22 protein-coding genes are annotated in these 19,180 nt (G+C 66.4%); 11 read left to right on the forward strand and 11 right to left on the reverse strand.

From position 1 onward, the window contains the following. Positions 1–20: 20 nt before the first annotated feature. Positions 21–866, forward strand: a complete 846-nt coding sequence (gene nadE / locus NCR35_RS28720; RefSeq protein ID WP_250537303.1) for an NAD(+) synthase — start codon at positions 21–23, stop codon at positions 864–866. A gap of 84 nt (positions 867–950) precedes the next feature. Further along, positions 951–1,448, forward strand: a complete 498-nt coding sequence (locus NCR35_RS28725) for a YciE/YciF ferroxidase family protein (protein ID WP_250537304.1) — start codon at positions 951–953, stop codon at positions 1,446–1,448. Positions 1,449–1,540: 92 nt separating this feature from the next. Here NCR35_RS28725 and NCR35_RS28730 read toward each other — a convergent pair whose 3' ends face one another. Together NCR35_RS28730 and NCR35_RS28735 are read right to left on the reverse strand one after the other, a co-directional pair. Next, positions 1,541–2,125: a hemerythrin domain-containing protein gene (locus NCR35_RS28730; protein WP_250537392.1), complete on the reverse strand. Its 585-nt coding sequence runs from the start codon at positions 2,123–2,125 to the stop codon at positions 1,541–1,543. A gap of 69 nt (positions 2,126–2,194) precedes the next feature. After that, positions 2,195–2,791 (reverse strand): hypothetical protein, encoded by a 597-nt coding sequence (locus NCR35_RS28735; RefSeq protein ID WP_244851284.1) that lies wholly within the window; start codon positions 2,789–2,791, stop codon positions 2,195–2,197. Between the two features lie 194 nt (positions 2,792–2,985). Here NCR35_RS28735 and NCR35_RS28740 point away from each other — a divergent pair, with 194 nt between their 5' ends. After that, positions 2,986–4,332 (forward strand): MmgE/PrpD family protein, encoded by a 1,347-nt coding sequence (locus NCR35_RS28740; protein ID WP_250537305.1) that lies wholly within the window; start codon positions 2,986–2,988, stop codon positions 4,330–4,332. Between the two features lie 70 nt (positions 4,333–4,402). Further along, the gene (locus NCR35_RS28745) at positions 4,403–5,632 is read left to right on the forward strand and encodes a phosphatidylserine decarboxylase family protein (RefSeq protein WP_250537306.1); all 1,230 of its coding nucleotides are present in this window, start codon (positions 4,403–4,405) and stop codon (positions 5,630–5,632) included. 51 nt (positions 5,633–5,683) lie between these two features. Here the strand turns inward: NCR35_RS28745 and NCR35_RS28750 are convergent, their stop codons facing one another. The 3 genes from NCR35_RS28750 to NCR35_RS28760 all read right to left on the reverse strand — a co-directional run bounded on the left by NCR35_RS28750 (position 5,684) and on the right by NCR35_RS28760 (position 7,717). After that, positions 5,684–5,938 (reverse strand): DUF378 domain-containing protein, encoded by a 255-nt coding sequence (locus NCR35_RS28750; protein ID WP_175943701.1) that lies wholly within the window; start codon positions 5,936–5,938, stop codon positions 5,684–5,686. Between the two features lie 113 nt (positions 5,939–6,051). Continuing rightward, entirely contained in the window at positions 6,052–6,927 is an 876-nt protein-coding gene (locus NCR35_RS28755) for a manganese catalase family protein (RefSeq protein ID WP_244851279.1), read from the reverse strand. Between the two features lie 283 nt (positions 6,928–7,210). Next, positions 7,211–7,717 carry a ferritin-like domain-containing protein gene (locus NCR35_RS28760; protein ID WP_175943696.1) on the reverse strand — a complete coding sequence of 169 codons (507 nt, stop codon included), beginning with the start codon at positions 7,715–7,717 and terminating at the stop codon, positions 7,211–7,213. A gap of 114 nt (positions 7,718–7,831) precedes the next feature. On the opposite strand from NCR35_RS28760, the gene NCR35_RS28765 reads away from it, so the two are divergent. Continuing rightward, positions 7,832–8,038 (forward strand): zinc ribbon-containing protein, encoded by a 207-nt coding sequence (locus NCR35_RS28765; protein WP_284503367.1) that lies wholly within the window; start codon positions 7,832–7,834, stop codon positions 8,036–8,038. A gap of 26 nt (positions 8,039–8,064) precedes the next feature. Further along, positions 8,065–8,529: a hypothetical protein gene (locus tag NCR35_RS28770; RefSeq protein ID WP_250537308.1), complete on the forward strand. Its 465-nt coding sequence runs from the start codon at positions 8,065–8,067 to the stop codon at positions 8,527–8,529. Here the strand turns inward: NCR35_RS28770 and glpD are convergent. Then, positions 8,469–10,016 (reverse strand): glycerol-3-phosphate dehydrogenase, encoded by a 1,548-nt coding sequence (gene glpD, locus NCR35_RS28775; protein WP_250537309.1) that lies wholly within the window; start codon positions 10,014–10,016, stop codon positions 8,469–8,471. The two genes, NCR35_RS28770 and glpD, sit on opposite strands and share 61 nt — an antisense overlap. Positions 10,017–10,196: 180 nt before the next feature. On the opposite strand from glpD, the gene NCR35_RS28780 reads away from it, so the two are divergent. After that, positions 10,197–10,610: an NUDIX domain-containing protein gene (locus NCR35_RS28780; protein WP_250537310.1), complete on the forward strand. Its 414-nt coding sequence runs from the start codon at positions 10,197–10,199 to the stop codon at positions 10,608–10,610. Between the two features lie 23 nt (positions 10,611–10,633). Here the strand turns inward: NCR35_RS28780 and NCR35_RS28785 are convergent, their stop codons facing one another. Genes NCR35_RS28785 through NCR35_RS28800 form a run of 4 tightly spaced genes read right to left on the reverse strand, consistent with a single transcriptional unit; the run spans position 10,634 to position 14,338 of the window. Beyond that, on the reverse strand, positions 10,634–11,431 hold the full coding sequence (locus NCR35_RS28785) for an ABC transporter substrate-binding protein (RefSeq protein ID WP_502801736.1): 798 nt from the start codon (positions 11,429–11,431) through the stop codon (positions 10,634–10,636). A 27-nt stretch (positions 11,432–11,458) separates the two neighbouring features. After that, the gene (locus NCR35_RS28790; protein ID WP_250537311.1) at positions 11,459–12,907 is read right to left on the reverse strand and encodes an FAD/NAD(P)-dependent oxidoreductase; all 1,449 of its coding nucleotides are present in this window, start codon (positions 12,905–12,907) and stop codon (positions 11,459–11,461) included. Continuing rightward, positions 12,904–13,197 (reverse strand): (2Fe-2S)-binding protein, encoded by a 294-nt coding sequence (locus tag NCR35_RS28795; RefSeq protein ID WP_244851269.1) that lies wholly within the window; start codon positions 13,195–13,197, stop codon positions 12,904–12,906. Before NCR35_RS28795 ends, NCR35_RS28790 begins: the two co-directional genes overlap by 4 nt. Next, positions 13,190–14,338 carry an NAD(P)/FAD-dependent oxidoreductase gene (locus NCR35_RS28800; protein ID WP_250537312.1) on the reverse strand — a complete coding sequence of 383 codons (1,149 nt, stop codon included), beginning with the start codon at positions 14,336–14,338 and terminating at the stop codon, positions 13,190–13,192. Before NCR35_RS28800 ends, NCR35_RS28795 begins: the two co-directional genes overlap by 8 nt. Positions 14,339–14,438: 100 nt before the next feature. Between NCR35_RS28800 and NCR35_RS28805 the strand changes: the two genes are divergently transcribed. From NCR35_RS28805 to NCR35_RS28820, 4 genes are all read left to right on the forward strand, one after another. Beyond that, the gene (locus tag NCR35_RS28805; protein ID WP_250537313.1) at positions 14,439–15,344 is read left to right on the forward strand and encodes a LysR substrate-binding domain-containing protein; all 906 of its coding nucleotides are present in this window, start codon (positions 14,439–14,441) and stop codon (positions 15,342–15,344) included. Positions 15,345–15,417: 73 nt separating this feature from the next. Then, a complete protein-coding gene (locus NCR35_RS28810; protein WP_250537314.1) occupies positions 15,418–16,443 on the forward strand; it encodes an SDR family oxidoreductase in 1,026 nt (341 codons plus the stop codon). Positions 16,444–16,460: 17 nt separating this feature from the next. Beyond that, a complete protein-coding gene (locus NCR35_RS28815) occupies positions 16,461–17,555 on the forward strand; it encodes an L-dopachrome tautomerase-related protein (protein ID WP_350029239.1) in 1,095 nt (364 codons plus the stop codon). Between the two features lie 585 nt (positions 17,556–18,140). Continuing rightward, positions 18,141–18,848 carry an MgtC/SapB family protein gene (locus NCR35_RS28820; RefSeq protein ID WP_250537315.1) on the forward strand — a complete coding sequence of 236 codons (708 nt, stop codon included), beginning with the start codon at positions 18,141–18,143 and terminating at the stop codon, positions 18,846–18,848. Between the two features lie 25 nt (positions 18,849–18,873). Here the strand turns inward: NCR35_RS28820 and NCR35_RS28825 are convergent, their stop codons facing one another. Then, the gene (locus tag NCR35_RS28825; RefSeq protein ID WP_241270027.1) at positions 18,874–19,173 is read right to left on the reverse strand and encodes a DUF6723 family protein; all 300 of its coding nucleotides are present in this window, start codon (positions 19,171–19,173) and stop codon (positions 18,874–18,876) included. Between the last annotated feature and the right edge of the window lie 7 nt (positions 19,174–19,180).

The following is a 19,180-nucleotide window of genomic DNA, read 5'->3' on the forward strand; positions in this document are numbered from 1 at the left end:
CAAACCGTTGGGGGACGAAGATGGATCAGAGCCAAAGCGAATGGAGGCAGTGGCAACAGCAGATCGCTCAAGAGCTGGGTGTCAGCCAGGACTTCGATGCCGATACCGAGCGCGAGCGGCGCGTCGCCTTCTTGTCCGACTATCTGACGTCGCAGGGACTGCGAACCTATGTGCTCGGGATCAGCGGGGGCGTGGATTCGTCCACGGCCGGGCGTCTCGCGCAACTCGCCGTCGAGCGGCTGCGCGCGCGCCGCTACGAGGCGCACTTCGTAGCGGTGCGGCTGCCTTACGGCTCGCAGCGTGACGAAGACGACGCGCAGGCCGCACTCGAATTCGTGCGCCCGGACGAGACCTTGACGGTCAACGTCAAGGGACCGTCGGACGAAATGATGGCGGCGCTCAAGCAAGGCGGCGCGCAATACACCGACGATTTCCAGGAAGACTTCGTTCTCGGCAACATCAAGGCGCGCGAGCGCATGATCGCGCAGTACGCGATAGCCGGGGCGCGGCGCGGCGTCGTGATCGGCACGGACCACGCGGCGGAATCGCTGATGGGCTTCTTCACGAAGTACGGCGACGGCGGCGCGGACATCCTGCCGCTCTCGGGACTCACGAAGCGCCGCGTGCGCGCGCTCGCGCGGTCGATGGGCGCGGACGATCGGCTCGTGATGAAAGTGCCGACGGCGGACCTCGAAACGCTCACGCCGCAGAAGCCGGATGAAGACAGCTACGGCATCAGCTACGAGAACATCGACGACTTTCTCGAAGGCAAGGACGTAAGTGAAGACGTGCTTACGACCATACGTCGCTTTTACATGGCGACGCGCCACAAGCGCGCGCTGCCCCTCGAAGTGCCGCGCGTCTGAGACTGGAATGGCGATTGCGCGATAGACATGCGCGGCTGGCCCACCGGCCGGTGCGAACCCACTCACCCTGAAACGGAGGCATCGATGGCATCGAAGACTATGCAGGACTTGTTCATTCACGCACTGTCCGACGTTTATAGCGCAGAGAAACAACTGACGAAGGCGCTGCCGAAGCTCGCACGCGCGAGCACGCACGAGCAGCTGAAGCAGGCATTCCAGCAGCATCTGGAAGAAACCAACGGTCAGATCGAACGGATCGACAAGGTGGTCGAACTGTGCGGCGTCAAGCTCAAGCGCATCAAGTGCGTGGCGATGGAAGGGCTCGTCGAGGAAGGGCAGGAGCAGATCGAAGACTTCGAGCAAGGCCCGATTCGCGATGCCGCGCTGATCGCAGCAGCGCAGAAGGTGGAACATTACGAGATCGCGACGTACGGCACGCTTGCGACGCTGGCGAAGCAGCTCGGCCAGGAAGAAGCGATGAACCTGCTGCTCGAAACGTTGCAGGAAGAAAAGTCCACCGACGAGAAGCTCACGCAACTCGCGAAGACGCAGATGGCCGAGGAAGTGAAGGCGGCTGGCTGACGAGTCCCCACACTCGTCGTCGCTACCTGAGCAGGAACGAGCGCGCCGCATCCGCGGCGCGTATTTTTTTTTGTCTTATAAGTGCCGCAGCCTTACGCGTAGTCCCTCGCCCGGCGCGACGGCGACGGCCGCAGCATTTGCGCGACGGCAAGCGTACCGAGCGATATCAGCGCGAGCGAAGCCAGCGGGAACGTGCCGACCGTGTTCACCGCAATCGATGCGGGACGCTTCTGCGCGACCAGTTGCATCCTGCGCTTCGTCATCTGCTGCCCGAGTTCCGACAATCGCGAAGCCAGCGCGCGCTCGGCCGTCGGCAACAACACGGTCTCTTCGTCGGCCACATGGTGAATGACCTCGCGCATCAGCTGCATGAAGCGGGCATCGTAGGACGCGTCGTCCGGGCCCATCGCGCGCAACTTCGCAATGTCCTCGCGCATCTTGTCGTGCTCGGGCTTGCTCTTTTCCAGCGTGTCGTCGCCCGGGATTGCTTCGGCGAGCGCGGGATAGAAGATCTCTTCTTCGAGTTGCGCATGAATTTCGAGCGCCGTGCAGGCCAGCTCGACGATGGCGCGCTTGCGCCACCACGGACTATCGGCATGGTAACGATGGAACGCCGCCATGACGTGCGTGTGATCCATGCGGATCATCGTCGTGATGGAGGGCGAGCAGGATGACATGTCCACGATGACTCCTTCGCGTATTCGCGCGTGCTTCGATGGTGGGGAAAGTTGTCTTGCCGGCGGGCGTCAGGCGCCTTTCGCCTTTTTGTACTGCGCATGCGTGTACGGCAGCATCTCGTCGGGCGCGCGCATGTCGCGCGGCGTTTCGAAGTCGCGCAGCGCCGTGCCTCGCATGGCTTCCGGCGAGCGCGGAAAGCCGCTGCGGTTGCGATACATCGAGGCGAACCGCTGCCCGCGCAACTGCGCTTCGCGACGCTCGTCTTCGGCGTGGGAGGAGAGCGCCGTGGCCGCGTGAATGTCGAGCGCGGTCACGCCCGCCACGTTCAACAGCGCGCCCAGTGCGCGCGGGCTCGTTCTGTCCGATGCCGTGACGAGCGTGGCTATGTCGAGCGCGTCGCCGCCGACGCGCGCCCACAGATACGGCGTGGGATCGCGCGAGGCGAGAATGCCGATGCCGCAGGCGATCTCGCGCAGACCATAGAGGCGCATCAGCATCGGGCTCGTGCGCACGCCGGCCGCGCGCGCGACGGAACTCGGCGCGAGCAGTTGCGCTGCGCCGAGCGCCAGGCTGTACCAGCCGAGGCCGCGAGCGACGGCGGTGGGTTTGCTTCTTCGCGAGACGTCGTTGGCGGGAGACTTCGGAAAGGGGAAGGGGTCACTCATGATTTACCTCTTCTTAGGAAGCGGAGGAAGGTGCGGCGCCCGGACGCACGCGTCGCGCCTGAGCGCGAACATTCAAGCAAACCGCATTCCGCCGTGACGAGTGGTACGTGCAATGCTCGAACGCAGCCATTGCCAAGAGGAATAGGGGAACCGTCATGGTGGCGACGGCGAACGACATAGCAGAGCAACCGTCGATGACCGAACGGCTTGCCGCGTTCATCGGCCGCGTGCATATCGGCGATATCGGCGACGCGGCGCTCGACAGGCTCAAGCGCAGCATCGTCGATGCGCTCGGCTGCGCGATCGGTGCGATCGGACATCCGCCGATGCTGAAGGTGCGCCGCCTCGCGACCGAGTTCGGCGGCCCGCCGCTCGTCACGTTCATCGGCGGCGGATGCGGCGCGCCGGACCGGGCCGCGCTGTATAACGGCTGCCTCGTCCGCTATCTCGACTTCATGGACAACACGGCGATTCGCGGCGAGGTCTGCCATCCCGCGGACAACATCGGCGCGCTCGTCGCAGCCGGCGAATATGCGGATGCGACCGGCGCCGCGTTTCTCACGGCGCTCGCCATCGCGTATCAGGTGCAGACGCGCCTGCTCGACATACCCACGATGCGCGCGGGCATCAATTACACGACGCCGCTTGCATTCTCGGTGGCGGCGGGCGCGTCGAGCCTTCTCGCGCTCGACGAATGGCGCTGCGCGCAGGCGCTCGCGCTCGCGGGCGTCGGCGCGGTGTCGCTCGCCGCGATTCAGGCCGAGCCGGTGTCGGAGTGGAAGGGACTCGCATCCGGCGAAGCGGCGAGCCGCGCGCTTCTCAACACCTTCCTTGCGCGCAACGGCATCACCGGCCCGATGGGCGTCTTCGAAGGACCGATGGGGCTTTTTCACCTCACCGGAGCCGAGCGGCCGCTCGACTGGTGCCGCGAACGGCTCGACGCGCCGCATCGAGTGTCCATCAAGAAGCACAACGCGGAGTTCCAGTCGCAAAGCGCCGTGGATCTCGCCATCCGCTTGCGCAAGCAGCATGAGATCGATGCGCACAAGATCGCGGAGGTGAACGTGCAGGTGGCGGACGGCGCGTATCAGGTGCTGGGCGGCGGCGCATATGGTCCGAAGGATCAGTGCTGGACCAAGGAGCAGGCCGATCACAACCTGAAGTATCTGATCGCCGTCGCCCTGCTCGACGGCGAAGTGTGGCCCGCGCAGTTCGCCGATGAGCGCATACGGCGCGACGACGTGCAGAGCCTTTTGCGACGCGTGAACGTCGCGCCGAACGCGGACTATACGAATCGCATTCCGGATGAAATGCCGGTGTCGATGCAGATCGTGATGACGAACGACGCGATCATCGGCGGCGAGCAAGCGGACTATGAAGGCTTCCACACGCGTCCGATGGACTGGAGCGCGATCGATGCCAAGTTCGAACGCCTGACGGCGGGCCGGCTGGACGCTGGCCGCTCCACTGCTATCCGGCAAGCCGTCCGGCAACTCGAAACCATCCGCTTGCGCGAGCTGACCGGTTTGCTTGCGTGGTAAGCCTCGAAAGATTGCGGCATGCGAGGTGCTGCGTTCGCGAGACCTACAGCAAGCCACGGAGGCAAGACACATGACGAAGGAAAAGCGACGACTGGGCGGCTGGCTGCCCGACGGCGAGGAAGCGATCGCGAGCTTTCGCAGAAACTTCGCGGCCCATGCACGCGAGCGCGCCGGCAAGGCCGAGATGCATAGCGTGGTCAAAGAATTCGCCGCCTTCATACGGGAAGATCCGGTGGTGCGGATGGAATTCACGAGCGCCATCGAGCAGGCGAAGCAAGAAGGCTACGAACTCGCGTACGCCGACATCGACGAATTCGTGGTCCTGCTCGATGCCATGCTCACCTACGCGCCGCCCTTCAGCGAAAAGAGCCTGATTCATTGCCCGGTGAACGCATTGCTCGACTGGCCGATGGTGATGCCTTCGGGCTACTCGCTCTTTCGCGACCCCGCGTTCAACAGGCATGTGAAGCGCATTCTGAATGTGTGGTCCGGTTTCCTGAGCGGGCCGTATTCGCGTACGCATTTGAACACGTCGTCGCCGAACGGCTGGTTCAGTCCCGAGGCGGATAAGGAAATCGGCCTCTCGCAGTTTCTGTGCGATCCGGACAAGCCCTACTGGGGCTTCTCGTCGTGGAACCACTTCTTCACGCGCGAGTTCAGGCCCGGCGCGCGGCCCGTCGCCGAGCCGGATAACGACAAGGTTATCGTGAGCGCATGCGAGGCATCGCCTTATGCGATCAAGCACGACGTCAAACTCCAGGACTCGTTCTGGATCAAGTCGCAGCCTTACTCGCTACAGGAAATTTTCACCGCGAAGGAGATGGAACTGGCGAAGCGCTTCGTCGGCGGCACAATCTATCAGGCATTCTTGAGCGCGTTCTACTATCACCGCTGGCATGCGCCGGTAAGCGGCAACATCACCAAGTCGTATCTGGTCGATGGCACCTACTATTCCGACGCCGAATCCGAAGGGGAAGAGCCGAGCAGCCTGAACGACTCGCAAGGCTACATCAGCGCGGTGGCGGCGCGGGCGGTGGTCGTGATCGAGAGCGACGACCCCGCTATCGGCGAGGTGGCGTGCGTATTCATCGGCATGGCGGACGTGTCCTCGTGCATGATCGATGCACTGCCCGGCCAGCGCGTGAAAAAGGGCGACGAATTGGGCTACTTCCAGTACGGCGGCTCCACGTATTGCCTGATTTTCAGGCCCGGCGTGATTCAGAGCTTCGTGCCGCAACCGCCGTTCGAGAAGAATGCAGCGCCCGTCAAGGTCAACGCGCATCTCTGTACCGCGCGATGACGATGTGACGCGAAAGGTGCGCCGCGCGCTGACACACGCGCGGCGCGCCGTTCAGTGATGCGCAAGGCCATGCTCGCGCGCCGGCATGAAAGCCCGGATCAGCGAATACAGTCCTGCCAGTCCCACGAGTACATACACGATGCGCGCGCCCGGCGATCCCGCGCCGAAGATGGCCGCGACGAGATCGAAATTCATCAGGCCGACGAGGCCCCAGTTCAGCGCGCCGATAATGACGAGCGCGCCTGCAAGCCAGTCCACCGGGCTGCGATGAACGGCGACCGTTCCCTTCGAAGTGACAGTTGGCATAACTAAACTCCACGTTGACAAAAGTGCTACATTGAATGAACCGTCCATGAACGGCGTTGGAATCTCGCCAGCGCCGCTGCTCATTCAGCGACGCCGGCGTCCTGCAATTACCGTTACTTGCTCACTGCCTGTCCTGCGCCGAGGTCCGCGCCGGTCGTCGGATCGGCCGTCGGGTCGGACGCGGTGCGGGCAGCCATCGCCTGCAGCGTCTCGACGTCCTGCTCCGACACCTGCACGGTCGCCGTGCCGTCGCCGCCATCGACTGCGGGCTGCGGGTCCTCGACGAACTTCCAATCGCCGCCTTCGTTCCACGGGCCGCGTGCGTCGTCGCCCTTAGACATGTTGAAGTACACGCTCGTGAACTCCGGCACGCCCGGCAGCTTGCCTTGCGGGAAGTTCGGCTGAATCGAGTGCAGCGCCTTCTCGAACGACTTCTGATGCGCGATCTCACGCGTCATCAGGAAGCCGAGCGCGTCCTTGATGCCGGGATCGTCCGTCACGTTAATGAGCCGCTCATAGACGATCTTTGCGCGCGCTTCCGCCGCGATGTTCGAGCGCAAGTCGGCCGTCGGCTCGCCGATGGTGTCGATATACGCCGCCGTCCACGGCACGCCGGCCGAGTTCGTGAGCGGCGTGCCCGCGCCGTACAGAATCGCGGTCGTGTGCGAATCGTTGCCGTTGCCCGTCATCGAGCGATACAGCTCGGCTTCCTGCTCCACCGCTTCGGCGAGCGCACCCTTCGCGCCCTTGTTCAGCATCGCGACGATGCTGCCGATCACTTCGAGGTGGCTCATCTCTTCCGTCGCGATATCGAACAGCATGTCCTTGCGGCCCGGATCGTCTTCGGTCACAGCTTGCGTGAAGTAGCGCATGGCGGCGGCAAGCTCGCCTTGCGGGCCGCCGAACTGCTCGAGGAGCAGATTGGCTAAGCCGGGATTCGGGGCTGCCACGCGGACGGTATATTGCAGGCGTTTGTTATGTACGAACATATCAACGGCTCCTGGTTATGGACGAGCGGCGCTTGCGGCGCAAGCGGCACCCGAACGAGGTTTCAAGAGGCTTCTAACTCGCAGCGACAGTGAGGGCGTCGTGACGTCACTTGCAGTCGTGCTGCTGCGAGCCTCAGCGCAGAAGATTCGCGCTGGCGTGATGCGGCGTGGAGTTGCCGCGGTATCGAGTGAAGCCTGCCCGTCGCATGCTCGGACATACGAACGGGCGGGCGTTTTCCTTTCAGCAACGGGCGTGCCACTCAACGGTCGCGACACGCGTCGCTTACTTCTTCGCTTCCTGACCTGCGGCGGAACGCTCCAGATATTGCGTCGAGATGGACGGAATATGTTCGAGCAGCCACTGCGCCATCGCCTGTTCCTGCGGAAGGATGCGCTCGCAGGCGGCCTTGGTCTGCGCGTCGCCGCAACGCTCGGCTGCCGCGATCAACGACGTGTACGACGCAATCTCGAGGTTCTCGAACACATAGCTCATGATCGCGCCCTTCACCACTTCGTCGGTTTGCGTCATGCCGCCGGCGGCTTGCCCGAAGGCCATCATCTTCGCGGTCAGGTCCTTCATGATCGAGGTCGAGCCGCCGAGGCGCTCGATACATTCCTGCACGATCTTCTGCTGCCCGAGCGTTTCTTCCAGATGCTGGTCGATACGAGCCTTCAGTTGCGGATAGTTTTCGAGGCGGCCGGATTGCGCGCGCAGCATCTGTTCGGCTTGCTGCTCCATGGCGTGCGCATCGCGTAGCCAGTCCAACAAATGTTCAGCGGGTTCGGTCATCACGTGCTCCTTAGCGAGGGAAACGCGCTTCACCGCGCGTAACGGATGACGCGCAATCGCTGTGCCGCGAGGTGTCCATCAATCGGAATAACGCTTGCTGAAGACATAGAAAGCATGGAGTCCGAAGCGGAGGCAACCATGTCAGCGCATTCAGGCGAGAAGGCCGAGAAGACCGGCGATTTCCGCTGCGCCAGGTGCCATCATTCGACGCATGTCACGAAAGGCCACACCATTCCGAAGTGCCCGAAGTCGAAGTGCCCCAAGTGCGGCAACGACACGTACTCGACGCGCGTTCGCGAGCCGGGTAACAAGAGCAGTTAGACACCCCTTGAGCGGAGGCAGCACGCATGTATTCGAGATCGGATAGCGCACTGATGCGCGCGCTTGCTTCGGGCGGCGCGGCGGGACTCGCGTCGGCTGCGGTCGCCGCGGCCTTGGCGGCGAAGTCGGGGCATCGTCCCTATGCGGTGATGAACGCGGTCACGCATTGTCTATGGCCGGATACCGCGCCGCGCGAGGAGCGTGTCAGCGCGAGATACACGGGAACGGGCGCAGGCATTCACCTGGGCAGCGCGGTCTTCTGGGGCGTGCTGTTCGAAACGCTCTGCGGCCGCCGTCCGTCGCCGGCGAAGGTTGCGGCTTCCGCGGCCACGACGAGCGCCGTCGCGTATGTCGTCGACTACCATGTCGTGCCCAAGCGCCTGACGCCGGGCTACGAAGCGCACTTGTCGAATCAGGAGCTCGCGCTTACTTACGTCGCGCTCGGCGCGGGCTTTGCGCTCGCGGGGCTGTTGCGCAGCGCATCGCGCTGATTCCGATCGCGCGCGGCGAGCCACGCGCTCAGCCGCTCGACGTCGGCCGGGCTAGCGTGCATGCCGAGCTTCGTGCGGCGCCAGAGAATGTCGTCGGCCGTTTGCGCCCACTCGTGAGCCACCAGATAGGCGGCTTCCGCCGCATGGAGTCCCGGCGCGAGCATCGGTCCCATGGCGGAAATCGTGTCGATGCCATCGAGCATGGCGTCGGCGCGCGTGCCGTATGCGCGCGCATAGCGTTCGGCCAGCTCCGCAGGCAGAAAGCGATGCCGCTCGCGAAACGCTTTCAAAAAACGCGCGAAGTCCGCATTCGGCATGTCGCCGCCGGGAAGCGGCGCGGCGTGCGTCCACGCAGGCGCTGTCAGCGAAAGCGGCGCGGCGAGCTGCTCGGCCGCTTCTTCCGCGAGCCGGCGATACGTCGTGATCTTGCCGCCCAGCACGGTGACGAGCGGCGCGCCGCGCGCATCGAGTTCCAGCCGATAGTCGCGCGTGGCCGAAGCCGCATCGTCCGCGCCGTCCGCCAGCAACGGCCGCACGCCTGCGTACGACCAGACGACGTCCGCGGCCGTCACCGGCTTGCGGAAATAGCGGTTCACGGCGGCGCACAGATACTCGATCTCGTCGTCGGCGATGCGCACGTCCGCGAGCGGGCCTTGATAGTCGACGTCCGTCGTGCCGATCAGCGTGTACTCGCGTTGCCACGGAATCGCGAACACGATGCGCCGGTCGTCGTTTTGCAGGATGTACGCGTGATCGTGATCGAACAGCTTGCGCGTGACGATGTGACTGCCCTTCACGAGCCGCATCGGGCGCGCGGCGGAATCGCCGGCGGCGAGCGCGCCGACCCACGGACCCGCCGCGTTGACGATGGCGCGCGCCGCCACTTCCCGCCGATGACCGGACGCATCGCTCAGTTCGACCCGCCATTCCCGCTCGCCCCGCGATGCCGCCACGAAGCGCGTCCGCGTCGCGATCTGCGCGCCCCGTTCTTGCGCGTCCAGCGCGTTGAGGACGACGAGCCGCGCGTCGTCGACGGCGGCATCGGAATAGATGAAGCCGCGCGTGATCGAATCGACGAGCGGTGCGCCCGCGAAATGCGTGCGCAAATCGACGCCGCGCGAGCCTTCCAGCACCGCGCGGCGGCTCAAATGATCGTAGAGAAAGAGGCCCGCGCGGATCATCCATGCGGGGCGCAGCGCGGGAACGTGCGGCATCACGAAGCGCAGCGGCGCGATCAGATGCGGCGCAATGGAAAGCAGGACCTCGCGTTCCTTGAGCGCCTTGCGGACGAGCCCGAATTCGCGGTATTCCAGATAGCGCAGACCGCCGTGGATGAGTTTGGTGCTCGCGGACGACGTGTGCTGCGCGAGATCGTCCTGTTCGACGAGCATGACGCGCGCGCCGCGCCCGGCCAGATCCCGCGCGATGCCCGCGCCGTTGATGCCGCCGCCCACTACGAGAACGTCCCACTGCGAAGGCTCGACCATGCTGTCTCCGTTTGATGCAGCTAGTTTAGTCTGCGTCGGCGGGCTACCGGCGACTTGCGGGCCCGTTCGGTTAGACGCCGCGCGTCGCGGCATGGTTATGGCTAACGGATTGTGCAAGGAAATCGGCGCGGCGCCAATGTGCCGCCGCGCGCTGCTGCCAAGCCGGAACGCCCGACGACGATGAAAGAGAGAGCGACCATCATCTGCACGCGCGACACGAAGATTCTGCTCGTCGCGCGCAAGCGTTCGCGCTGGGCGTTGCCGGGCGGCACGATCTGGCGCAAGGAGTCGCCGGAAGAGGCGGCGCGGCGCGAGCTGGAGGAAGAGACCGGACTGGTCGTCGGCGAACTGCGGTATCTGTTTTTGTTCGGCGGCGCGAACAAGCACCATCACGTGTTCGGCGCGGTGATCGGCGACCTCGCGATTCCGTTGCCGCGCAACGAGATCACGCGCTGCGAGTGGTTCAGCGCGAGGCAGGTCGCAACGCTCGCGACCAGCATTCCCACGCGCGAGATCGTCGCGCTGACGATGCATCGCGCGGGCGGGCCGCGCCGGCGCCATTTCGCGTTCGGGGAGAGCGGCGCGCGGGCGTGAACGCGCCACGCGCGCCTCGCCGGTTACTTGCCGTACATGTCGAAGTCGAAGTACTTCGCCTCGATCTTGCGATACGAGCCGTCGCGCAGCATGCCCGCGATGGCGCCGTTCAGCGCGTCGCGCAGGTCGGCGTCGGACTTGCGCACGCCGGCGGCGTCGCCGTCGCCCATGATCTTCGGGTCATACACCACGTCGCCCGCGAACGCGAAGCCCTTGCCGCGCGGCGTCGCGAGAAAGCCCAGCTGGCCCTGCACGGCGTCCATCAACACGGCATCGACCCGGCCTGCCACGAGATCGGCGTACGCCTGATCGTAGCTCGGATACGGCACCACCTCGACGCCTGCGGCCGCCCATTTCTCGCGTGCATACGTCTCCTGCACGGTGCCTTGCTCCACGGCGACGCGCTTGCCTGCGAGCTTCGCGGCTTCGGGGAGCAAGTGCGCATCGGCGCGGGCGATGAGGCGCGTCTGATTGCGATACAGCCGGTCCGTGAAGTCGATCTGCTCACGGCGCTTGGCCGTCGCCGCCATCGACGAGAGGATCACGTCGAACTTGCGCGCCTGCAAGCCCGGAATCAGGCCGTCGAAGCTGCTTTGCACCCAGACGCATTTCGCCTTGAGACGCTCGCAGAGCGCGTTGCCGAGGTCGATGTCGAAGCCCTGCACCGCGCCGTCCTTGGCGACCGATTCGAACGGCGGATACGTCGGATCGACGCCCATGCGGATGGTGCTCCATTCCTTCGCGGACGCGGAAAAAGAGGCGGCCGCCGTCATCATGGCGAGCGCGGCGGCGGCGAGAATCTTCCTCGAGTGTGGGGTCATCGTGTTGGCTCCGTGTGGTGTGGTTGACTAGCTGGGAAAGTCGCCGCGAGCGAAGTCGTCGTCGAGCGTGATGGAATCGGCCAGTTGTTCGACCGTGACCGGCTTGATCGGCGCGCGGATGCGGTAATAGCCGACATCGCCGACGCTGCGCTGCTGCACGTCGGCGATCAGTTCGCCCACGGTCGCGCCGCACCAGCGGCCCTGGCACGGCCCCATGCCGCAGCGCGAGAACGCTTTCATCTGATTCGGCCCCTGGCAGCCGAGCGCCGCGATACGGCGGACCTCGCCCGCGCTCACTTCCTCGCAGCGGCAGACGATCACGTCGCCGTCGGCGGGACGGCGCAGCGCGGCGGGCGGCGTGTAGAGCGCGTCGAGCAGCGGGCGCACCGCGAGGTGGCGGCGCAGCGCGCGTTGCGCCGGGCGGCTCTGCGCGGCGTGCGTCGCGTCGTCGATGGCACCGAGCCGCCGCGCGATGTCGAGCGCCGCGAGCGTGCCCGCGTGCGCGGCCGCCTTCGCGCCGCCGATGCCCGCGCCGTCGCCGGCAATCCACCCGCGGTCGATGCTGCTGCGGCCACTCGCATCGGTGCGCGGACGCCAGCAGGCGCTCGCCGCGTCCCACTCGTGCTCGCAGCCGAGCGAGCGCGCGAGTTGCGTCGACGGAATCACGCCCTGATGCAGCAGCACGAGCGATGTATCGATGGCATGGCGCGCGCCGCGTGCATCGCGAAACTGCACGCGTTGCGCTTCGGTCTCGCCTTCGATGGACACATCGCTCACGCCGCGATGCACGGCGATTCCGGCTTTCGCGACCGTGCGCATCATGCGCAGGCCTTTGGCGAGGTAGTCGGCGGCACGCAGCGCGGGCAGGGCGTGCGGCAGCGCGCGCCTGAACGCGCCCGCAGGCGTCGTATCGAGAATGGCGCGAACGCTGCGCCCCGCCGCAATCAGTTGCGAAGCGAAGAGCCATAGCAGCGGTCCGCTGCCCGCGAGCACCGCGTCTTGCGAAGGCGCGAGTCCCGCCGATTTTAAAAGCGTCTGCGCCGCGCCGACGCCCATCACGCCCGGCAGCGTCCAGCCGCGCACCGGCCACGGACGCTCCTGCGCGCCGGTGGCGATCAGCACGGCGCGCGCCTTCAGTTCCAGCGTGCCGCCCGCTTCCGCGCCGTTTGCGCTGCGCGTGAGCATTGCGACGACGCCCTCTTCGAACGCGATCTGCCAGACGACGCACCGCGCGAGATGCCGCGCGCCGCTTGCGACGAAGCGTTCGACGAGCGCGCGTCCCGCCGCATAGTCGTCGCCGAGCACGCGTGCGTCGGCGAGCGGCGATGCGGCGACATTGCGATAGATCTGTCCGCCGGGCGCTTCGCCTTCATCGGCGACGGCGACGGACAGGCCCGCCGCGCGGGCTTCGATCGCGGCGGCCATGCCGGCCGGCCCCGCGCCGACGATCAGCAGATCGCAGGTCGTCTGCGTCATGCGAGCCTCGCGCGGCCGGCCATCGAGCGCACGCGCATGCCTTCGCGCACGCGCGTCATGCACGCCTGCTGGTTCGGCACGTCGTCGATTTCGACAAGGCAGTCGAAGCACACGCCCATCATGCAGAACGGGCCGCGCGCCGCGCCGGTGACGGGCGTCGCGCGGCAAGCGGCCTGGCCGCTTTCCAGCAGCGCGGCCGCGACGGAGTAATGGCTCGGAACGTGCCGCGCGGCGCCGTCGATATGAATGCGGACAGTCGCGGCAGGGCGAGCGGTGAGAGGTTCAAACATGGTGTGCATCGGTCGAATTCGAAAAGCGCGTGGCGACGAACGGCTGCAGGACCGGCGGCTTTGCGCCGCCCGCGATCCACGGCGCGATGACGTCGGCGTGCGCGGCGGCGAGCGTGACGCCGCTGTGACAGATGGCGAGGAACGCGCCGGGATGCGCGCGCGATTCCTCGTAGACCGGCAGGCCGTCGGGCGTCATGATCCGCAGCGCGCCCCACGCCCGCACGATGCGCGCGTGCGCGAGCACCGGAAACGCCGTGCGGGCGCGGCGCGCGATGTCGGCCATGACGGCGCGCGTCTGGCCGTCGTCGAAACCGGCGTGCTCGGCCGAGTCGCCGAGCAGCACGGAGCCTTCGGGCGTCTGCCGCACGACGAGCGTCGGATAGTCAAGGAACGGCGCGAGGCGCTCCGTCACCATGATCTGTCCGCGCAGCGGCGTGATTGGCGCGTGCATGCCGACCATCGGCGCGAGACGCAGATTGTCGAGACCGGCGGCGAGCACGACCCGCCCCGCGTCCAGCACGCCCGACGCGGCGGCCACCTCGAAACCGCCCGCGCGCGGACGGACCTCGCGCACTTCGTTGCGCGGCAGGTAGACGCCGCCGTGGCGCTGAAACGCCTGCTGCATCGCGCGCAGCGAGTAGAGCGGACTCGCGTGGCCGTCGTTCGGCGAATAGAGGCCGCCCGCCAGCGCGCTGGATGCCGCCGGAATGCGCTGCTTGAGCGCGTGGCGGTCGAGCACGTGATAGTCGAGCGAGGCGTCCTGCGCGCGCAGCGATTCGAGCAGGCGCTGGCCGGCTTCGAGTTCTTCGACCGTCTCGCATAGCTCGATGCCGCCCGGCCGCTCGAACCCCGTCTCGACGCCCGTTTCGCGGCGCAACTGCGCGGCGAACGCGCCCCAGCGTTCGGACGATTCGCGCGACCACTGCGCATACGGCAGGCATCGTCCGCCCTTGCCCTGCACCCACACGAGGCCGAAGTTGCCGCGCGCCGCGCGAAACGCGGCATCCGCGCCGTCGCAGACGGCCACGCGCTGGCCGCCGCGCGCGAGCCCGTAGGCGATCGCCATGCCGACGAGCCCGCCGCCGATCACGACGACATCGAAGGCGAGTCGTCCAGTGTTATGGGGCGTCGATTCCTGCATTCGCTGCTTTTCCCGCATCCGCTATGTATCCGGCGCAAGAGTGCGGCGGGCAAAAAACGGCGTCAAATGCCGAATGTTTCGTCATCTATAATCCAGTGTTATGACCGCCTCCGACCTCCGCCTGCGCCAGATCGAAGCCTTTCGGGCCGTGATGCTGCGCCACACGGTGACGCGCGCCGCCGCGTCGCTGCATGTCTCGCAGCCCGCCGTGAGCCGTCTGATCGCCGATCTCGAAAGCCGCGTCGGGTTCGTGCTGTTCGAGCGCCAGCAGGGCAGGCTCGTGCCGACCGCCGAGGCGCGCGTGCTGTTCGAGGAAGTCGAGCGCGCGTTCGTCGGACTCGACCGCATCACGCAGGCGGCGCAGCAGATTCGCGCGATGCGGCGCGGGTCGCTGCGCGTGGCCGGATCGCCCGCGGTCGCGCTCGATCTGCTGCCCGCCGTGATCGCGCGCTTCGTCGAGACGCATCCGGGCATCGACGTGACGCTGCTCGCGCACAGCGCGACCACGGTGGTCGACAAAGTGGCGTCCGGACAGTGCGATGTCGGGCTCATCGCTGAGCCGATTCCGCATCACGCGGTGCGCAGCGAGCGTCTTGCCGATGCCGTCATGCGCTGCATCGTGCCGCGCGGACATCGGCTGGCGCGCAAGCCCGCGTTGCGCCCCGCCGATCTGCGCGGCGAGCGCTTCATTTCGTTTCCACTGAGCTTCGATGCAAGAAGCGCGATCGACCGCGTCTTCGTCGATCATGACGTGAGCCGCGATCTAGTCATCGAGGCGCAGCTTTCGCAGGCCATCGTCGCGCTCGTGGCGAACGGCGCCGGCGTCGCGCTGATCGATCCGGTCACCGCCGCGTATGCGCGTCAGCGCGTGGCCGTGAAGCCGTTCGAGCCCGCCGTGCCGGATCATTTCTACATCGTCACGCCCGCTTCGCAGCCGCTTTCCGTCGCATGCGATGCATTCGTCAGCGACATGCGCGAAGCCTTTTCAGCGCTCATTGCGGGCTGACGCGTCGACCGTCAGACGTGCCAAGGAACGCGGGATGCTGCATGCAACCGGATACCCACCTTCCGGACCTGCCATGCGAATCAAACTCAAGCCTCTCGATCAACAGACGATTGTCCTCACCGGCGCGACGAGCGGGATCGGTCTCGCCACCGCCCGGCACGCGGCGAAGGCCGGCGCGCGTCTCATGCTCGTGGCGCGCGACGAAACCGCGCTTGCCGTGCTCGCCGACGAACTCACTAGCGCGGGCGCGCCCGCCGTCGCGTACACGGCCGCCGACGTCGCCGACGAAACCCAGCTTCAGGCCGCCGCCGATGCCGCCATCGACCGCTTCGGCGGCTTCGATACGTGGATCAACAACGCGGGCGTTTCGGTCTACGGCCGCATCGCCGATGTGTCGCTCGAAGACCAGCGCAAGCTCTTCGAGACGAACTACTGGGGCGTCGTGAACGGCTCGCGCGTGGCGCTGAAACACTTGCGCGAACGCGGCGGCGCGCTCATCAATCTGGGCAGCGAACTATCCGATGTCGCGGTGCCGCTGCAAGGGCCGTATGTCGCATCGAAGCACGCGGTGAAGGGCTTCACGAACTCCCTGCGCCTCGAACTGAAGAACGAGAAGGCGCCGGTGTCGGTGACGCTCATCAAGCCCGCGGGCATCGACACGCTGTTCGTCGAGCACGCGAAGAACTATCTCGACGAAGAGCCGAAGCTGCCGCCGCCGGTCTATGCGCCCGACGTCGCCGCGAAGGCGATTCTTCACGCGGCCGTGCATCCGGAGCGCGATATCTATGTCGGCGGCGCGTCGCGGGCGATGGCGAGCTTCGGCCAGAGCGCGCCGCGTCTTTACGACGCGATCACGAGCCTGCTCGGCGTGAAGGCGCAAGTGAAGGGCGAACCGAGGCAAAGCGGCGATGCGCTTTACGAAGGCGGCGGCGATCTGCGCGAACGCTCGGGCAAGAACGGCCGGGTGCGCGAATTCAGCCTGTACACCGGCGCGCGCCTGCAACCGGCGGGCGCACGCGCGGCGTTGACCGGCGCGGCTGCCGTGCTGCTCGTGATGATGGCGCGGCGCTATGTGCGCCAGACGCGCGACGCCTATTGACTAAGCAGGAGCCGACCATGTACCGACTGAGCCGCTGTGTCGCCGCCGCAAGCCTCGCATTTGCATTCGTTGCGCAACCCGCGCTCGCAGAGGACCCATCCGGCGATCTCGCCGCGAGCGAGCACCACGGCGGCGCGCGGCTGCAACTCGTCGCGCGGTTCGAGCATCAGGTCACGGGCGTGACCGTCTCGCCGACCGGCCGCACCTTCGTCAATTTCCCGCGCTGGACGGAGGACGCGCCGATCTCGGTGGCGGAACTCGGCGCGAGCGGCGACCTGCGGCCGTTCCCCGATGCCGAGTGGAACGCATGGCGCAACGCGCGCCGCGACGAAGTTCCGCCTGAGGATCATTGGGTGTGCGTGCAGTCGGTCGTGGCGGATAAACAGGGCAATCTCTGGGTGCTGGACCCCGGCGCGCCGGCGCAGTCGCTCGTCGTGCCGGGCGCGCCGAAGCTCGCGCAGATCGATCTTTCGACGAACCAGATCGCGCATGTGTTTCATTTCGACGAGAGCATCGCGCCGCAAGGCAGCTATCTGAACGACGTGCGCCTGAGCCCGGATGGCCGCTTCGTCTACATCACCGACTCCGGGGCGCGCGGCGCGATCGTCGTGATCGACCGGACGACGGGCGTCGCGCGGCGACTGCTCGACGGCGATCCGAGCACGCAGGCGGACAAGACCGTGACCGTGACCGTCGACGGCAAGCCGCTGCGTCAGACCGATGGCCGCGGCGTGAACTTCTCGGCCGATGGCATCGCGCTCACGCCCGACGGCCGCTATCTGTACTGGCAGGCGGTGAAGGGCAAGACGCTGTATCGCATCGCCACCGACGCGCTGCAGAATCCGCAACTGAGCGCGCAGCAGGTGTCGTCGCGCGTGGAGACGGTGGGCATCGACGGTCCGGCGGACGGGCTGCTCTTCGACCGGCGCGGCCGGCTGTACGTGTCGGGCGTCGAGGATCACGCGGTGCGCGTGCGCGAGGGCGATCGGCTCTGGACGCTGCTGCGCGATCCGCAACTGCGCTGGCCCGACACGTTCACGCAAGGACCGGACGGCACCGTGTATGTGACCCGACTCGCGCATTCCGGACATGAGCTGGTTCAAGCCCGATAACCCGATCGCGCTGCCGACTTCGTTGTATGCGATTCGGCGGAGGTAGGTCGGTGCGGCGCATTGCGTCGCGCCGCTTTGCAATTCGGTGGCAGCCAGCTTGGCGAGGGCGACTAGTGGCATGAGTCGCCGCATTGGCCGCACTGGGTTTGCGGTCGCGCTCGTGTTATGCGCCTGCGGTAGGCCTCGATTCGCTTTGATGATGCGGCTCGCCGGACGCGAAGCCCTGAGACTGAGCTCGCGTATTCCAGCCGGTCGCTGACGGCCCGAAGCGCCTGCTGATGCGAGAGCATTAGGTGGTAAGTCGCTGTGGTAAGGCTGCTCGCCGCACGCGCCGATCCGCAACCGGTTTCGCGTACCGGAAACGTCCGCGCGTGCTGTTCGCACGTTCGCTACGTCCTTGAGGCACGATCGCACCGCATGCCGCCTTCTGCGCGTCGCGTCGCATCAAAGCTCGCGCATCGAATCGCGGAACCAAGCCCGCCCTTCGAACTCCCCAAACACCTCTGGTTCGACATTTGCTTGACATCCCCCACATGGGCCGCAAACAAGCCCGGCCCAAAACCACAACAAAAAGGGAGAACGACCATGGGGCTGATGCCGCTCACCCTCGAATGGCGCGACGTCTTCATCCGCCTGCTGTTGGCCGCGGTGGCAGGCACCCTGATCGGCTTCGACCGGGGCGAATCCGGCAAGGTCGCGGGCCTACGCACGACGCTGCTCGTCTGCCTCGCCGCGTGCCTCTCCATGCTCGAAGTCAACGCGCTGCTGTCGCAGTCGGGCAAGACGCCGGAGTCCTTCGTTCAACTGGACGTGATGCGCCTGCCGCTCGGCATTCTGTCGGGCGTCGGGTTCATCGGCGCGGGCGCGATCATGCGCAAGGACGGACTCGTCAAAGGCGTGACGACGGCGGCGACGCTGTGGTTCGTGACGGTCGTCGGCCTGTGCTTCGGCGGCGGGCAACTCGGGCTCGGCGTCGCGGGCGTCGTGCTCGGCATCATCGTGCTGTGGTTCATGAAGGCAATCGAAGTGCGGATTCCGCGCGAAAATCAGGCACAACTGAAGATCACCTACGAGCCCGGACGCTTCTCGAAGGAAGCGCTCGTCGAATCGATGCGCGCGCGCGGCTGCCGTCTCGCCGCCGTGGCGGGCGCGTCGGGACAGCCGGGGGATCGCGTCGAAGAGCGTTACGAGGTCCGCTGGTACGGCGCGCCGAACGCGCGTGAATTGCCGCCGTTCGCCGAATGGGCGATGAAGGCAGGCGCGGCGCAGACCGAATGGTCCCTCACGCGATGATCCACCACGCGGCGCGCGGCGTCGTTCAAAGTTCAGGCGTCTTGAGATCCGCGTCGACGATCTGCTTGCCGCGCGTCTGCGCGGCGTTCTTCGCGGCGTCCTTGGAATCGAACGGGCCGAGTTCCTCGGCGCCGTCGAAGGGATAGAGCAGGCGCGCATCCGTCAGCCGCACGACCTTCAGCGTACCGACGAAGCCGCCGCTCACGTGCGGCCGATACGACGCGTACACCGCGTAGTCGTCTTCGTTGAGGCCGGGCTTGGCCGCATGGTCCTTCTTCCACGGGAACAAGACGAGCTTCGCGCGTCGCGAGACCGGTTCTTTCATGGCCGGG

The sequence above is a fragment of the Caballeronia sp. AZ10_KS36 genome, from assembly GCF_023631105.1.
Classification (GTDB): Bacteria; Pseudomonadota; Gammaproteobacteria; order Burkholderiales; family Burkholderiaceae; genus Caballeronia.

Coding starts and splice junctions, on each gene's coding strand:
- nadE (WP_250537303.1), top strand. CDS start 21: ATGGATCAGAGCCAAAGCGAATGGAGGCAGTGGCAACAGCAGATCGCT.
- NCR35_RS28725 (WP_250537304.1), top strand. CDS start 951: ATGGCATCGAAGACTATGCAGGACTTGTTCATTCACGCACTGTCCGAC.
- NCR35_RS28730 (WP_250537392.1), bottom strand. CDS start 2,125: ATGTCATCCTGCTCGCCCTCCATCACGACGATGATCCGCATGGATCAC.
- NCR35_RS28735 (WP_244851284.1), bottom strand. CDS start 2,791: ATGAGTGACCCCTTCCCCTTTCCGAAGTCTCCCGCCAACGACGTCTCG.
- NCR35_RS28740 (WP_250537305.1), top strand. CDS start 2,986: ATGACCGAACGGCTTGCCGCGTTCATCGGCCGCGTGCATATCGGCGAT.
- NCR35_RS28745 (WP_250537306.1), top strand. CDS start 4,403: ATGACGAAGGAAAAGCGACGACTGGGCGGCTGGCTGCCCGACGGCGAG.
- NCR35_RS28750 (WP_175943701.1), bottom strand. CDS start 5,938: ATGCCAACTGTCACTTCGAAGGGAACGGTCGCCGTTCATCGCAGCCCG.
- NCR35_RS28755 (WP_244851279.1), bottom strand. CDS start 6,927: ATGTTCGTACATAACAAACGCCTGCAATATACCGTCCGCGTGGCAGCC.
- NCR35_RS28760 (WP_175943696.1), bottom strand. CDS start 7,717: ATGACCGAACCCGCTGAACATTTGTTGGACTGGCTACGCGATGCGCAC.
- NCR35_RS28765 (WP_284503367.1), top strand. CDS start 7,832: ATGGAGTCCGAAGCGGAGGCAACCATGTCAGCGCATTCAGGCGAGAAG.
- NCR35_RS28770 (WP_250537308.1), top strand. CDS start 8,065: ATGTATTCGAGATCGGATAGCGCACTGATGCGCGCGCTTGCTTCGGGC.
- glpD (WP_250537309.1), bottom strand. CDS start 10,016: ATGGTCGAGCCTTCGCAGTGGGACGTTCTCGTAGTGGGCGGCGGCATC.
- NCR35_RS28780 (WP_250537310.1), top strand. CDS start 10,197: ATGAAAGAGAGAGCGACCATCATCTGCACGCGCGACACGAAGATTCTG.
- NCR35_RS28785 (WP_502801736.1), bottom strand. CDS start 11,431: ATGACCCCACACTCGAGGAAGATTCTCGCCGCCGCCGCGCTCGCCATG.
- NCR35_RS28790 (WP_250537311.1), bottom strand. CDS start 12,907: ATGACGCAGACGACCTGCGATCTGCTGATCGTCGGCGCGGGGCCGGCC.
- NCR35_RS28795 (WP_244851269.1), bottom strand. CDS start 13,197: ATGTTTGAACCTCTCACCGCTCGCCCTGCCGCGACTGTCCGCATTCAT.
- NCR35_RS28800 (WP_250537312.1), bottom strand. CDS start 14,338: ATGCAGGAATCGACGCCCCATAACACTGGACGACTCGCCTTCGATGTC.
- NCR35_RS28805 (WP_250537313.1), top strand. CDS start 14,439: ATGACCGCCTCCGACCTCCGCCTGCGCCAGATCGAAGCCTTTCGGGCC.
- NCR35_RS28810 (WP_250537314.1), top strand. CDS start 15,418: ATGCGAATCAAACTCAAGCCTCTCGATCAACAGACGATTGTCCTCACC.
- NCR35_RS28815 (WP_350029239.1), top strand. CDS start 16,461: ATGTACCGACTGAGCCGCTGTGTCGCCGCCGCAAGCCTCGCATTTGCA.
- NCR35_RS28820 (WP_250537315.1), top strand. CDS start 18,141: ATGGGGCTGATGCCGCTCACCCTCGAATGGCGCGACGTCTTCATCCGC.
- NCR35_RS28825 (WP_241270027.1), bottom strand. CDS start 19,173: ATGAAAGAACCGGTCTCGCGACGCGCGAAGCTCGTCTTGTTCCCGTGG.